Origin of the sequence: Haloarcula sp. S1AR25-4 (assembly GCF_031624555.1) — an archaeon.
Lineage (GTDB): Archaea > Halobacteriota > Halobacteria > Halobacteriales > Haloarculaceae > Haloarcula > Haloarcula pellucida.
Genome location: NZ_JAMQOR010000004.1, coordinates 200,666 through 215,165, shown reverse-complemented (window position 1 = coordinate 215,165; position 14,500 = coordinate 200,666). Strand labels below are relative to the sequence as shown.

7 protein-coding genes are annotated in these 14,500 nt (G+C 55.5%); all 7 read right to left on the bottom strand.

Annotated elements, in window-relative coordinates; genetic code table 11:
• Nucleotides 1-3 precede the first annotated feature (3 nt).
• The 7 genes from NDI85_RS17835 to NDI85_RS17805 all read right to left on the bottom strand — a co-directional run bounded on the left by NDI85_RS17835 (nt 4) and on the right by NDI85_RS17805 (nt 14,476).
• Complete coding sequence (locus tag NDI85_RS17835) at nt 4-441, bottom strand: group I intron-associated PD-(D/E)XK endonuclease (RefSeq protein ID WP_188997402.1); 438 nt, start codon at nt 439-441, stop codon at nt 4-6.
• Nucleotides 441-4,733, bottom strand: coding sequence for a BREX-5 system adenine-specific DNA-methyltransferase PglX (gene pglX, locus NDI85_RS17830; RefSeq protein WP_310916530.1), 4,293 nt, complete (start codon nt 4,731-4,733; stop codon nt 441-443). The genes NDI85_RS17835 and pglX (NDI85_RS17830) overlap by 1 nt, the downstream gene beginning before the upstream one ends.
• A gap of 67 nt (nt 4,734-4,800) precedes the next feature.
• A complete protein-coding gene (gene pglZ / locus NDI85_RS17825; protein ID WP_310916529.1) occupies nt 4,801-6,975 on the bottom strand; it encodes a BREX-5 system phosphatase PglZ in 2,175 nt (724 codons plus the stop codon).
• Nucleotides 6,975-7,511 carry a hypothetical protein gene (locus NDI85_RS17820; RefSeq protein ID WP_310916528.1) on the bottom strand — a complete coding sequence of 179 codons (537 nt, stop codon included), beginning with the start codon at nt 7,509-7,511 and terminating at the stop codon, nt 6,975-6,977. Before NDI85_RS17820 ends, pglZ begins: the two co-directional genes overlap by 1 nt.
• The gene (gene pglX, locus NDI85_RS17815; RefSeq protein ID WP_310916527.1) at nt 7,511-11,719 is read right to left on the bottom strand and encodes a BREX-5 system adenine-specific DNA-methyltransferase PglX; all 4,209 of its coding nucleotides are present in this window, start codon (nt 11,717-11,719) and stop codon (nt 7,511-7,513) included. The genes NDI85_RS17820 and pglX (NDI85_RS17815) overlap by 1 nt, the downstream gene beginning before the upstream one ends.
• 59 nt (nt 11,720-11,778) lie before the next feature.
• On the bottom strand, nt 11,779-14,304 hold the full coding sequence (locus NDI85_RS17810; RefSeq protein ID WP_310916526.1) for an AAA family ATPase: 2,526 nt from the start codon (nt 14,302-14,304) through the stop codon (nt 11,779-11,781).
• Nucleotides 14,291-14,476 carry a hypothetical protein gene (locus NDI85_RS17805; RefSeq protein WP_310916525.1) on the bottom strand — a complete coding sequence of 62 codons (186 nt, stop codon included), beginning with the start codon at nt 14,474-14,476 and terminating at the stop codon, nt 14,291-14,293. The genes NDI85_RS17810 and NDI85_RS17805 overlap by 14 nt, the downstream gene beginning before the upstream one ends.
• Nucleotides 14,477-14,500 lie beyond the last annotated feature (24 nt).

The following is a 14,500-nucleotide window of genomic DNA, read 5'->3' as shown; positions in this document are numbered from 1 at the left end:
CGGTTACGTACCCCCCTCAGTCAGCTCGTTTTCGCGGAGTCGGGAGACAGCACGCTCGAAAGTGTACTCGCCGACGAGTTTGGCCAGGTCCCTGTTGTGTTCGTTCATCTCTTCGCCCGATTTGGCGTTGATCCTGAACTCGGAGCCCACTTCGTCTGCTGTCGCATAAAAGGTCTCACCGGACTCGGGGATGTAGCCCGCAAAGAGGTCGACTTGGCCCTCGTCGTACTGGTCAGTGAACAGGCGATATTTCCATGGCGTGTCGGTATCCCGGTTCGCCTTCTTTACCTGCACCCGAAGTAGTTCGTCGTCCGCGTCCGCGACGAGGTCGTACTTGTACTCGCCATGGGTGTAGGACACGCGGCAGCCGTTCGAAACGAGAGCAGCCGCCACGGCGAACTCGGCTAGTTCGCCGTCGACGTGGCCCTGATTCCGTCCCATTAGATCACCTGCTCGTCGACGACCTTCGGCACGATCTCAGCGTCGGCGAGCGGCCCAGCGTTGATCTCGACACCGTGCTTGTGGTTCGGCTGGTACCCTTCGGTCGTTATCTCTGAGAGCGCGCGGTCAGCCCACTCCGAGGGGATTCGCTTGTCGATGGTCTGGCAGCGGTCGTCGATCTCCGCTGCCAGGGCCTTGAACTCTGCCAGCGGTGGGAGGTCGTCGACGTCCTCGACACCCGCGTCGTCGGCCATCGCTTCGAGGAACCCCTCGTCGACGACCGAGGGGTCGTCGAGGCCGGTTGCGAGCGAGGCGAGCAGGCGTTCGTCATCGGTCAGTGTATCGAACGGTTCCCCGTCCTCGTCGAGGCGGTCTGCCCCTTCGCGCTCGAAGTAGTAAGTCATGAAGAGGATGCCCGTACTGGAGTAGTGATCCGACCCCTTGAGTCGCCAGTTGAAGTAGTCGAACAGGTCGGCCAGGTGCGCCTCGACGGACTCGTCTGCTGGCTTGGCGTACTCCTCGCAAGCGCGTTCGAGTTCGCCGAGGGCGTCGATCCATTCCTCTCGCCACTCGTCGACGGCGTTCCAGAAGTTGTCCGAGAAGGTGTCCTGGAACCACTCTTCGCCGTTGCGCTCGCGTAGTTTCGCCAGCGTATCCACGCGCTCCCGAGTCTCCTCGCGGAAGGTGGCGACTTTCGGCGCGAGTTCCTCGACGAGTTGTCGATCCTCGTCCTCGAAGTCGCGTTCGTCGGTGCTTCCCAGTTCTTGGAGTACGTCCTCGAAGACGCTGATCTGGTTGAGCCCGCTCGCACAGCGCTCGTACTGCTCGGCGGCTTCGGCCTGCTCACTCGTCGAGAGGGATTCGTCGCTCCGGCGTCGATTTGCGGCACTGCGGCGCTCTCGGAGTTCGGCCTTCCGGGGTTCGAGGTACTGATTGGCGAGTCGGTCCAAGAGTCCCGAATCGAGGCTATGGTAATCGACGAAGCATGCAAAGCCCTCACCCATCGAATCGGCAACAAGGCGTTCGGTGGTGAGCTTCCAGAGGATCGGCGTGTTCTGCATCCTGTCGACGTGGTAGTCGAACAGGTCGTTCTCGATGAACGCTCGGAGGTTGGGGTAGGCCTCCTCGGTGGCGGACTTGGCCCCGAGAATTTCGTCGACTTCGACGAGGCGGTCCCCGGCATACTCGCCGTAGGCGTCCTCGAAGCGCTCGATGATCCGGTCGAACATGTCGGCTTCGGTGCTGTGGATGGGAATGATGCCGTCTGACTCCTCGCGAGCGGCTTCCATCGCGAAGTGGTGGACGAGGTCTTTGATTTCACGCTCGATATCGAATCGCGTTTCCGCGACATCACCTGCTTTAGCCTGTGTGCCACGAAGTGTAATCTCTCGCTGAACTGCCTCTCTGGTAGATTCTCCGAAGTCAAGAGCGCTATAGATATGATCGTCCAACTGATCAGCGTATTCCTCTAACTGTTCCGCATGTGACTTTCGGCGCGCAATAACTGCTTGCGAACACGTTTTAAACGAGTCTCCTTCCGCGATACCGCCTTCTGCCTCCGAGGCGGGAGTTTGTTGATCTGTGAACTGATGAGATTGATAAAAGAACCCCTCATTGGACGTAAGTAAAAGCAAGGACGGGCCCACATAGTATGGGCTCGTGGGGTCGTCGTATTGTTGTTTAATCGCAGTATTGTATTGGTTGATGCCAATCTGTTCCAGCGTTTCGTTACGAATTCTTTTGATCCAAGGTAGCCGTCCTACGTCTCCTTGATTCCACTGTCGTTCTGGCGTGAGTGACAGCATAACCATGTGATATAGCTCGGAATTCAGTACAACCATAAGCTCCAAGGGTGGGACAGCTGTTGGAAACACCATCGACCCAGCAACGTCGAACCTGTTCCCAGCCGGCAAGTATCCGAATCTACGTCCGGTGTCCTTTATATAGGTCCAAGTCAGACCCTCTTTACCATAGTAGTCTGAATTTTGGAATCTGGCGCTATCGATTCGCTGTATTTCGCGGGCATCATCGGACCAGTGAACCATTTTTGGTACAGCCGGCGCAATCCAAGCATCACTCCCACCCTTCGCGTACGGTTTGTATGATGCGTCGTCGGGAACCTCCCAGTGCTGCCGGAGAAATCGGTCGTTGTTACCTGTCTGGAGACCGGTCGCGATGTTGGCGATACTGTCGCCAGCGATTTTTGCGACTTCAGCGTCAAGTTTTACATCTGTGTCGTGGAGTCGTCGAATTTCTGGAGGGACATAATAACTGATCGGGTAGCCTGGAATCCTGCGAAAATCAGACATCGGAACACGATATCGTCGCTGGACACCATCGATGGAATCGTTGGACAGGATAGAAGAGAATGTAACTTCCTTTGATTTTGGTTCTAAGTCATGGAGGCGATAGAAAGTCCCAGTCGATCCGTCTGTTGTCGTCCCTGATCTAAGAACGGTCCCCACAGTTCGGACGGTGGCGTTATCCAAGATACCCAGACCGAATTCTGCAAGGAAATCGAACGAACCCGCACGTTCGACGAAATCTTTTCGAAACGCTTCGAACGATTTCTTGAACATGAATGATCTGGGCATTAAGACGCCGATCCGCGCGCCCTCCCGAACAATACCGTTACATTTTTCGACAAACGAAATATAATAGTCTGGGAAATATGTATATCTATTTTCGACATATTTCTGGACAGTATCCGGCATTCGTTTACGCGACCCATACGGCGGATTCATCAGCGCCACGTCGTAGTCCTGGGCCAAAATGTCCAGTAGCCGTACGAAACTCCGAAGGTCCTGCGCCAGGAGCGAATCTTCGTCCCGGTGCTGACCCACGGCCTCCCGCAGACTGTGGAGGACCTGCCCGAGCGTGTGACTTTCCCGAGGGTCGTCACCCAGCGTCAATTGCGTGCCGCCCGTCTCGCTGTCGTCCTCGAACAAGTCACCGAGCGTCCCGCGAACGTCGAGCAGACTCCCGAGTCCGTTGACCTCCTCGAAGGCGTCGAGGATTCGACGGAGGGCGTCCTCGACCTTCGGATCGTCGCCGGCCACCTCGTCGAACACTGCCTCGACGCCCTCGACGTCGGCCACCGTCGCGTCCGCACAGACGATACCGACCTCTGGCATGTCGAACCCGTCAGCACCGTCGGCCTCTGCGCGGGTTCGACCCTTCAGATACAGATTGAACGCCGCGAGCTGGCAGGCCCGCATGTCCAGGTCGACGCCGTAGAGATTGTGCTGGAGAATCTTCCGTGGAATCTCCTCCTCGGAGAGGTCCGTCTCGGCACGCCAGATGCGCTCCAGTACGTCGAACGCGTACAGCAGGAAGTGTCCGCTCCCACAGGCGGGGTCGATGACGCGAAGCTCCTCCGGGTGGTCGAAGTCGGTCGGCTCGCCCTCCTCTTCAGAAGGGACGAGATAGGTACAGAAATCAGCGATGTCGGGTGACTCGTCGGGAGAGAGCGGCCGATTCTTGCGCTCGTCCGGCGAGAGGCGCTCCTGGGTGTCGACGACGTCTTGCAACTCGCCGGTGTGTTCGAGGTAGAGTTTCCCGAGGGAGTTGTCGGTGAGCATCCGGACGACCCAGTGGGGGGTATAGAACTGGTTCGCCGCGGGGACGTCTTCAGGGTCGAGGCCTTCTCGGTCGCCTTTGCGGCGCAGGTCGTCGAGCAGCTTGACGTTGTAGTACTCGTAGACCCATCCGAGTACGTCGTCGGCCCGCCAGACCTCGTCGGGGACGGAGTCGAGCATGTCACAGAGTTCCTCGAACGTATCGTCATCAGGATCGACGAGGCTGTACGCCGACGAGCGATCGAAGAGTAGCTCGATTTCCTCGGCGAGGGCGTCACACTCCCGGTGGTAGGCTTCGAGGATGGCCTCGTCTTCCAGGAGGAACTCCTCGTGGACGAGCGTCTCCGCGGCCGGCGTGAGGCCGTTCTCCTTGAACACGGTGACCTCCTCGTCGACGAAGTCGCGCACCTCCATACATCGCAGTGCGGCGAGTCTGTTGACGATCGTATACCCGACGCCCGTGACGTACTGTTCGTAGCCGTCCGCCCAGTCGTTGCCGTCGACGGCTTCCAGTTCGATCGCCTCTACGAGCGACGCGATGTCCTCGTTCGAGACGTCGCCGGCCGCGGGGCCGTCGTCGAGTCCCTTCTGTGCGAGTTGAAATCGGACGTTGTCTTCGACGCGCTCGCGCATCTCGGTGACGACGGCTTCGAGATGTTCCCGTTCTTCCTTGTCGAGTTGGGCCTTCCGCTGGGAGGAGATAGTGTCCGCCATGAGGTCAATGAATAGTTACTACCATCTTTCCCGGGTATATCAACCTTGGCGAAATTGGTACACAGCGCTACTCTTGCGTGATCGTGACGAAGTTCAGGACGAACTCTTGCGGGAGAACGCCGCCGTGGTAGAAACGGGCATCCGGAAGTCCCTGGTTCCTGAATCGCTGAATCGGGTCGGTCAGGATGCTGATTCTGGTATCGTCGTCGAGATAGCCCAGGTGGGTGTCTTCGTCAAGCAAGACACCAGGGGCGTCGTCGTCCAGATCCGCGCCGGCGACCCACCGACGGGTCACCTTTTCGGCGTTGCTCGGTGGATGCAGGTCGTCGATGTCGACGTGCCGTGGAAGTGAGACGAAGCCGTGATCCGAGAGGATGTACGCACGGTCCCACTCGCCCTTCCGGAGCTTCTCGGTGATGATCCGGGAGATAGCGTCGATACGGTCGCTGAACAGCTCCTCGAAGTCCGTGAGTTCCTTCTCGCCGGTCTCGTCGATGTCGTTCCAGTAGTAGGCGACGCGCGTGTTGCTCCAGCCGACCTCGTCGTCGGCGTCCTGCATGATGTAGCTCCAGCCGTCGTTCTCGAGGAGCGTCTGTCGGCGGTGATTCGTGATCTTGCGTCCGTTCCGTTCAGGAACGAGTTCGCCGTCCTGCAGTTCGATGTTGAAGCTGAACTTGCTGCCGGGGGTGAGCGCGGCCTTCCCGAACTCGGTGTCGGAGGGAAGGGTTCCCACCCACTTGCTCTCGTCAACTTCGAGCTTGGGAAGTTCGCTCCGAATGGACTCTGCGAGTTCGTGTGCGAGGTCGAAGCGCAGGGCGTCGACGATGAACAGCGCGACGCTCTGACCGCTCTGGAGGTGTTCCTGCTCCTCGGCGAAGAACTGGTGGGCGTGATTCTCGCCGACGAACGGCGAACCGGCCTCGATCTGATCCTCGACGAGGTCGCCCAGATCGGTGAGGTACTCCAGATATCTGGATTCGACCAGCGACGAGCGGAGGTCTTCGAGTTTCGCGGTAGCAGGATGCTCCTCTGGAAGGGCGGTTTCCGGCTCGCCGGAGACGATGAGGTTGAACACGGCGTTGTCGATCTGCCACGTTCCCTCCTCTACGTCGCCGTACAGCTCCACGACATCACCAGTGTCGCCGCCCTCCTCCCAGGTTTCGAGTTCGTTCGCGAGCGTCGCGATGTCGATGGCCTGGTCCCAGAGCTGTGTCCACGGAACGTCGCCGTAGGTCGCGTCGAGGCGCTCGTGGCGTTGTTCCGCCTGGGTCGCACACTGCTCGTAGTCGCCGGCGTGGAACGACTGCGTCCACTCGTCCCAGAGACGATGTTCGAGCGAGGCGTCGACGGGACAATCGACGAGCCCCCACGGGTCGTCGTAGGTACGAAGGACGTCGTGCCAGAACCGCTGGTCGGGGTCGAGATAGACACGAGCCAGTTCCTGCTTGCGTTCGGTCTTGCTCAGGACGGAGCGGAGCTCGGGTCTGGAGACGCCGAACCCACTGCTGGATTCGGGCTGGTACTCCCGTGGGAGTCGGGATTTGTCCAGTCCCTCGTCGACGAGCCACTCCGCGACGGCCCAGCGTCGCGTTCGTTCGACGATCGTCTGGGCGTCGCTCACGCCGTCGACGGCGGCCACGCCGTTGTCGACCAGGAGATCCCGAATCTCGATCAGGTCGTCGTCGCCGGGGAGGTTCTCGGTGCCGTGTTCGAGGACGAACTGCACGGGATCGTCGTGTCCGTCGAGGACGATCTGGGTTTGGAGACTCTGGAGGTCGGGTAACCCACCCTCTCCGTCGAGTCCATCTCCGAGGATATCTGCGACCTTGTCCCGTTCGTCCCTCCCTTCGGTTTCGTCGACTTCGGCGTCTTCGAACGCTGTCCGGAGGGTCGCCGCTTGAAGGCGATCGTTCTCGAAACAGCGGGCTGCGAGCTTCCCGATGTGCTGTTCGATTACGTCACCGGTGTGTTCGACGTCTTTGAACCAGTCGACGTCGTCGCTGCGTGCTTGCGGGACGTACCAGACGGTTCGGTCCCGTGGTGCCTCGGCGCGAAGTTCCAGCGGCGTCTGTTCCGCGGCCCGAAACGCACAGCCGAGTTGGTGGCTGGTGTTTCGGACGATATCTCGGAGGTAGCCGCCGTCGTCCCACCAGAGGACGACAGGCTCCTCGTCTGCGGCCTCGTCGATGGCACTCTCGATAGCGTCGTGGGCGCACTGTGGGAGTGTCTTCGTTGCAGGCATTATTCTGAAGCTTTCCGATCGACTGCTTGTAGGAGGTCTTCGCGGGTATCTGTTCCAATTCGGGCGACGCCGACTCTTTGGTAGGTAATCACCGAACAGCCTTTCTTGTCCAGTTTCTCGAAGTCAATGGCGTCGAGCGTACTTCGAGCAGCGCCGATACACCAGACTGAGTCCGGTTTAGCCTCTTCAACGAGTTCTGACCAAATCTCGCCTGCTGTCTTATCAAAAGCGTCCGTAGACAGCAGTATCACCATTACATCAGCCTCCCTCGAAGCAGTGAGGAGTTCCTCTTTAGCGCTTTCCCAGAGGTCAGCAGACCCATCTTGCTCAGACTCGATTGCATCAGCAACCGGCTGGTCACCTCTGAGTACACCGAACTCCTCAGAGAGCACGTGGAGACTAGTATCAGCCGAGTCCGAGAGTTCCTCGCTTAGTCCAGCCACCATTCCGAATAGGCCCTGGAAGTATTCCTTCGCGGGCTTCGTTCGGTCCTCTGCAGTCGTATTGGAACCTTCCGCAAAGACGTGCGCCTTCATCAGAGCACCTCATTATCAACGGTTTTCGGAACGATTTCGGCGTCAGAAAGTGGAGTGATATTGATTTCGACGCCGTGCTTGTGGTTGGGCTGATAACCAGCGGTCGTAATCTCTGAGAGCGCACGGTCAGCCCAATCGGATGAGATATCCGACGAGATCTCCTGGCAGTCCTCAGAAATGGACTTTCCGAGTTCGGTATACGCATCTAGATCACTCGCGAGCTGAGAAATCAACCGTTGTCGCCTTGAGATCCCGGCGTCATCGAGCCGAGCCTGATCGGCCTGTTCGAAGTTGTCGAAATAATAGGTCATGTAGAGGATACCGTTGCTCGCGAAGTGCGAACTCCCGAGGAGGTCGTCCGTGTAGTAGTCGAACAGGTCGTACAGGTGTGCTGCCACGGCCTGATCTGGATCCGCAGCGTATGCGTCAAACGCTGCTTCGAGGTCCTCCAGCGCTCCGATCCACTCCCCACGCTGGTTCTCGATCTTCTCGTAGAAGTTTCCGGTAAACAGTTCACCCATATCGATGTCTTCCATAGAGGCAAGTTCGTCGACGGCTTCAAGTCGCTCCTCGGTCCGCTCACGGAACTCAGCGACGCGACTAGCTGCCGCGTTGGCGGCTTCTTGCTGCTCCGCGGACCACTCCCGATCGTTAGGCTGTGCGAGTTTGCTCAACCGCTCCTCGAATACCTCAATCTGTTCGAGACCGCTCTCACACCGGGCGTACTCCTCGGCGGCTTCAGCTTGTTCGCTAGTCGACAGAGAGTCGTCGCTCCGCCGACGGTTCGCGGCGCTGCGGCGTTCCCGCAGAATGTTCTTCCGCGGTTCGAGATAGTGATTCTGCAGTCGGTCGAAGACGCCGTCGTCCAGCTGGTGGTAGTCCACCAGACAGCCGAACCCTTCGCCCTCTGGATCCGGGACGAGTCGCTCGGTTGTGAACCGCCAGAGGACCGGCGTCCGGTCGAACTTCGAAACGTGGTAGTCGAACAGGTCTTTTTCCAGCCACTCTCTAAGGTTGGGGTAGGCCTCCTCCGCGGCACTCTTGGTCCCGAGAACGTTGTCGACCTCCGCAAGGCGTGCGTCGGCGTGGTCGCCCCAAACGCGCTCGAACTCAGCCTCAATGTGGTCAAGGAGGTCCTTCTCGCCCTCGACATCGGAGACGGGGATGATGCCGTCGTCGGCTTCGTTGACGGCACGGAGTGCGAAATGCAATACGAGGTCCTTGACTTGTTCTGGGAAGTTCTCTCCGGGTTCGGTAATAGATTCAGGGTCGTATTCTTCCTGCTTGCGCGGGTCTTCATTTGTTCGGAGGGCGATCTCTTGGAGAACAGTCTCGCGCTGGTCTTCGGAGATATCGAAGCAATCGAACACTGCTTCGTCCATCTTCTCGGCGCAGGACTGGAGATTTGCCTCGATTCGTTCAAGCTGGGTCGCAGCAGCAGTCCCGAGTTCTGAGAGTGTCGCTTCTGCGTCGGCTGTCGAGGACGGAGAGTCGAGAGTTAGTTCGTCTCGTAGCTCACGGTGGGGGTGTTCGTGGAGGTTGAGTACGTTCTTCTCGCCGAGCACGTCAAGAAGGACTGGTCCTGAGTAGTGCGGCGAGACGAAATCATACTGTCGCTTCGAAACAAGGTGCCCAACGGCTCTTTTTGATAGTCTTTCGAGGGCGTCGATGGATTCGAGTTCCTCACGCCACGGAACCTTCGAAACCTGACCGACTTCCCACATACGCTCGGTCGTTTGTGCGAGCATCAGATAGGTGAATAGTCGGCTATTTGTGTAGGAAATCAGTCTCCAAGAGCTGACCGAAGGGAATATTGTGGGTCCCTTGTCGGCAAAGATTGACCCCTCTTGGAGATAGCCAAACCGCCGCCCGCTCGTTTTAACCCGATTAAAGGTAACTCCTTCTGAAAAATAATAGTCGGTGTTACGCGGGTAGGAATTGACGAATCGGTCAATCTCCGTTCCATCCGAGTTCCAGTATAGCGTCTTAATCACTCTCGGTAGTAGCCAAGAGTCAACTCCACCTTTCGCAAACGGAACCCAAGAATCTGTTTCGGTCGTCTCCCAGAAATTCCTCAGGAATCGCCCATCATCTGCAGTTGCGAGGCCCTGTTTGATATCGCCAATACCATTCCGACTCGGCAACCCAGCGTTGTCCTCATCGAGAACAGAATCTGAATCGTAGAGCTCTCTAAGTTTTCGTGGGACCCAGTATGAGAGTGGTTTTCCGGGAATAAGTCCAAATTCAGAGACATCACGGGTGTACAGTCTCTTAGTCGACTCTTTTTCAGACACACTAAAAGAATGTTTTAAAAATGCGTGTTCCTTGTTCCCCTTCTCAACATCTTCGAGCCTGAGGAATGTCCCCTCGCTATTCCCAGAGACACCAGAACGGACGACCGTCCCAGCAGTCCGAACAGTGGCGTTGTCGAGAATGTCGATGCCATACTCTGCGAGGAAGTCAAACGCACCTTGGCCGCCTATGAAATCCTCTCTGAAGTCCTCAAAGGTTTTGAGGAACATGAACGAACGCGGAACGAGCATTCCTGTGCGGCCATTAGCCCTCGTTCGGCGATCACATGCCTCAAAGAAGTTGATATAGTATTCTTCCTTGTAATTGTAGGTATCTGAAACGTAGTCCTGTACGGCATCCGGCATCCGTCCACCAGACCCGTAGGGTGGATTCATCAGCGAAACTTCGTACTTCTGAGTTAGTACCACCAGCAGATGGAGGAAGCTGCGGAGGTTCTGCTCTCCGAATGAATCACTTGTCTGATCCTCGACGGCTCGGCGGAGTGCCTTCAGGAACGAATTAAGTGACTGGTGGGCATCCCCATTATAATCACTGAGCTCCGTTTGCGTCTTTGTGGCATCGAACGCCTCTTCGAGCGTCCCACTCACGTCGAGCAGGCTCCCAAGGCCTTCGGTGTGCTGGAAGGTCTCAATTACATCGTCGATGGCCTCTCGCAAATCCGACCCCTCACCTGTGATCTCGTCGAGCACCTCGGTACCCTCTTCGACCTCGGCGACGCGGGCGTCCGCACAAACGATGCCAACATTAGGCATTTCGAACTGCCCGTCTTCCGCCTCAGTGCGTGTCCTAGCCTTGAGATAAAGATTAAACGCCGAGAGTTGACAGGAGCGTAGGTCGATATCGACTCCGTAGAGGTTGTGCTCTAATACCTTCGCTGGAATCTTTGATCGGTCCAGGTCCGTCTCGGCCCACCAGATGCGCTCGAGAATGTCGAAGGCGTACAGCAAGAAGTGCCCGCTACCGCAGGCGGGATCTATGACACGAAGCTCTCGCGGGTGATCGAAATCCGGGGCGTCCCCGCCCTCTTCATCCGGGATGAGGTACGTACAGAGTTCCGGAACAGTAGGAGCGTCTGTCGGTGTGACCAAACGATTTTTTCGCTCTTCAGGAGAGAGAGCATCGGGTTCCGGAATAGCGTCTTCTTGATCGGTCGCTTCGAGATATAGCTTCCCGAGCGAGTTGTCGGTCAGCATCCGGACGACCCAGTGAGGCGTGTAGAACTGATTAGCAGGTCCAACGTCCTCCGGTTCGAGAGTGTTCTTCGCGTCGAGTTCCTCGACGACAGGGCGATTGTAGTACTCGTAGACCCAGCCTAGGATATCGTCTGCTCGCCAGACTTCGTCGGGAATTTCGTCGAGCATTCCGCAGAGTTCCTCGAAAGTGTCGTCGTCAGGGTCGATCAGACTGTAGGTCGACGAACGATCGAAGAGAATCTCAATCTCGTCGGCGAGTTCATCACAGGTATTGTGATACGCAGCGAGAATCGCTTCATCTTCCAGCAGGAATTCTTCGTGGACGAGCGTCTCGGCAGCGGGCGTCAGTCCATTCTCTTTGAACACCGTGACTTCCTCGTCGGTGAAGTCACGAACCTCCATACAGCGAAGTGCCGCTAGTCGATTGACGATGGTGTACCCAACACCAGCGATGTACTTCTCGAATGCCTCTTCCCAGGTGTGGCCGTCGACACCCTCTAGATCGATAGCTTCAACGAGTTGTTCGATATCTTCGTCCAGAGAATCCCTGTCCTCCGGCTCATCAGCCAGTCCTTTCTGTGTAAGTTGGAACCGAACGTTGTCCTCGATACGGCTCCGAAGATTCTCGACGACATCTTCAAGATGTTCGCGTTCGGCCTTGTCCAGCTGCGCCTTCTGATGAGAGAGGGAGTTTTTTGCCATATGAGATTAGGGTATGATACGTACGACCAACAGGAGCGTCTTTAATCTTGGCGACTGAGTTACGGCGTCAGCCAAAGTAAGGAACACTCACATTCGATTCCGCGGTTTGATTCTTCTCGCCAGCAGTCACAAACACTACAATAGAGGACATCGAAAATATCCTCGAACGCCTCGATATTCTTCCGTAGTTCTGTCTCGGAGTATGACGCTTTCTCCGGCTGAGAATGATGTACGTTTCTATGCATCCCCCAGAGGTTTTGCTCTTTTATCGATTGCATTTCCCCAAGCGTACTGATGAGATCTTCAAGATCTTCGTCACAATAAACTGTGGGAACGATATCATCTCCCTCTTCGGAGTCGCCTGAAGATTCGCTCGCGGTTTCCCCTCCTTGGGCCAGTTCCGTTAGCTTGGGCATCAGAGATTGGAAGTAGTCTTCGAATCCGAGATGTTCGATGTCCCTGAAACGGACTTCTGTGTCGAACTGTTTGCAGCCTTTCGCGCCGAAGAATTCCGCCGTCTTTCGTGCCCAGGCCGCTGCAGCGGTTATATCGTTGTTTTCAAGATGGAAATCGATGTTTTTCCACGGATTAGTTATATCAATGTGTTGTCGAGTCCCACTCTTGTAATCCCAGTCGCTCAGGTGAACGATGTTCTCGTGGTCAATGTTGGCTGTTTGCCGGAGATGACGACTCCATACTTTGTCGTGTGTCGTCAGAATGAATTGGAACTCGTCTCCATACGCAGAATCTACGATCTCTGCTACCTGTGAACGATGCTCTGCATCTACAGACGATAAAACGTCATCGAGTAGAACGAGACCAACTTCTTCCTTTGTCACACTACGACACATCGCCAGGAAAAGTGAAAGACCCATAATATCTTGCTGTCCATCACTGTAGAACAATTGAGGGCGGCGCGTTTCTCCATCGTGGAATGGCGGCCGAAACTTGATGCCATCATCGTACGATTGGAGCTTGACGTCTGCTGAGCTCACATCAATGTCATTTGTAAGATTAGACAATAAAGATACGAACTCTTCTTTGATTTCATCGAGTGTATCATCGAGAAGCTGCGACCGGACACTCTGGTATTCCGACTCGAGCTGGGCGGAGATCTCCATGTACTGCTTGTGTGAACCGAGCGACATCTCCTGCTCTAGGAACGATTCGAATCGATCCTGAGCAACTGCTAGCGTCCCGTATGCTTCCATCGTGTCGTCTGATTCGGGAGTATCCTTTTCTAACTCTATCAACTCATCAACCGTCGACTGGTACTCTGTGGGGAGGAGATGGGTTTTCAATTCCGAACCTTCTGCTGTCTCTAACGGAATCTCCAAGAGATCGCCTTTTCCGATATCTTTCTCGAATCCGTGAAGCGTAGAATGAAGCTTGTCAAGTGAGTTGGCCCATTCAGCGATGTTGTCTTCAAATTTGGATGGATCAGCACGTTCCAGATCCTCAACGAGGCTTTCCAGTGGAACTAGTACCTTTCGGATTTTTTTGCCGATATCATCTTTTAAAGATCTGATTTTGTCTCTCAATTCGGCTGCTTCCTCTGCATTCTGTTGCCGTTCAGTCAGCAACGATTGAAGCTCTCGATCGGACCAATCATCGAGGCAAAGTGGACATTTATCTCCATCGTCTTCGATAAGTCTCTGACCCTGCGCGATCAAGTCTTGGGAGCGGACATCCCGACGCAATTCTGGATCTGACTCGAACTCCTGGATTTGGTCCTGCAGTTCCTGGTACTTGAGACAGACATCGAGAAGTTCAGTTGAAACCCAATTGTGGACGCGGCTTAGTCGATTTTTCGTGGTGCTTCTGGCAAGCGGATGAACTTGTTCGTTCTCGGGTTCAGAAATCTCTACTGTGAAATCCTTTTCTTCTAGGCTAGAGAGTGGTTCTGCAGCATACTGATTCCGAAGATTATTGACTATCTCCAGTGCGGTCTCGTTTGAGGCTATCTTTGTCGAGCTATCAAGAACATCCTCAGCACCCCCTTGAAGTTCATTATAAAACTCTGCTCGTAGCTCCTCGGTTTTCTCCTTTGCGCGCTGAAAATTGTTTTTAAAGTCCTTTGAAACGGTCTGGACAGTCTTTCTGAAGGAATCAATTTCGTCAAGGCGGAGAATGTTGTTCAATACCTCACTTCTTTCATGATCTGCTACGTCTATGAACCGGAGTAGTTCATCCCGAGTGAGGATGTTTTGTTTACTCTTTACTGCAGTCTGTAGAGCTTGAAATGAATGTGGTATCTGGTCTTGGTCAGATAATATTTGAAGCTCCCCATCAGAAACACACCGACGAACTCGCACCGATTCACCATTCTGCGAAAATTTGGCGGTTACTTGACTTACTTCGGGGCTGGCATCTTTGTGCCACAGATCTCTCTTTTGAGAATGTCTCCCAGTTCCAGATCCTTTGAGATCTTCTACCTCTCCGGTAAGCAGATATTCGATTCCTTGAAGAGTGCTACTCTTTCCGACTCCGTTTGGCCCATATATTAGGATTCCTTCATCCGAGAATTCCAGTTTCAAGTCGCGGATTCCACGAAACTGCTCTATCTTCAGTTCACGCAGTTTCATCTTCCAACCCGTTCTGGATAGCCTGCTTGAGGTCCTCATTTTCTCGAAGAGCAAGACTTTCGAACTCTCTCATCTTTTCAAGAACATCATCGGGTACTTCATCGTTCGCGTCCAGTCGAGATTCAAATTCGTCCAGAATTTCTTGATGCAGGTCGATGAGTTCCTCTGTCATTGTCCCATTCGATTGCAGGTTGAT

Bases quoted from the DNA above. Each gene is read 5' to 3' on its own strand.
- NDI85_RS17835 (WP_188997402.1), bottom strand. From the start codon at position 441: ATGGGACGGAATCAGGGCCACGTCGACGGCGAACTAGCCGAGTTCGCC.
- pglX (WP_310916530.1), bottom strand. From the start codon at position 4,733: ATGGCGGACACTATCTCCTCCCAGCGGAAGGCCCAACTCGACAAGGAA.
- pglZ (WP_310916529.1), bottom strand. From the start codon at position 6,975: ATGCCTGCAACGAAGACACTCCCACAGTGCGCCCACGACGCTATCGAG.
- NDI85_RS17820 (WP_310916528.1), bottom strand. From the start codon at position 7,511: ATGAAGGCGCACGTCTTTGCGGAAGGTTCCAATACGACTGCAGAGGAC.
- pglX (WP_310916527.1), bottom strand. From the start codon at position 11,719: ATGGCAAAAAACTCCCTCTCTCATCAGAAGGCGCAGCTGGACAAGGCC.
- NDI85_RS17810 (WP_310916526.1), bottom strand. From the start codon at position 14,304: ATGAAACTGCGTGAACTGAAGATAGAGCAGTTTCGTGGAATCCGCGAC.
- NDI85_RS17805 (WP_310916525.1), bottom strand. From the start codon at position 14,476: ATGACAGAGGAACTCATCGACCTGCATCAAGAAATTCTGGACGAATTT.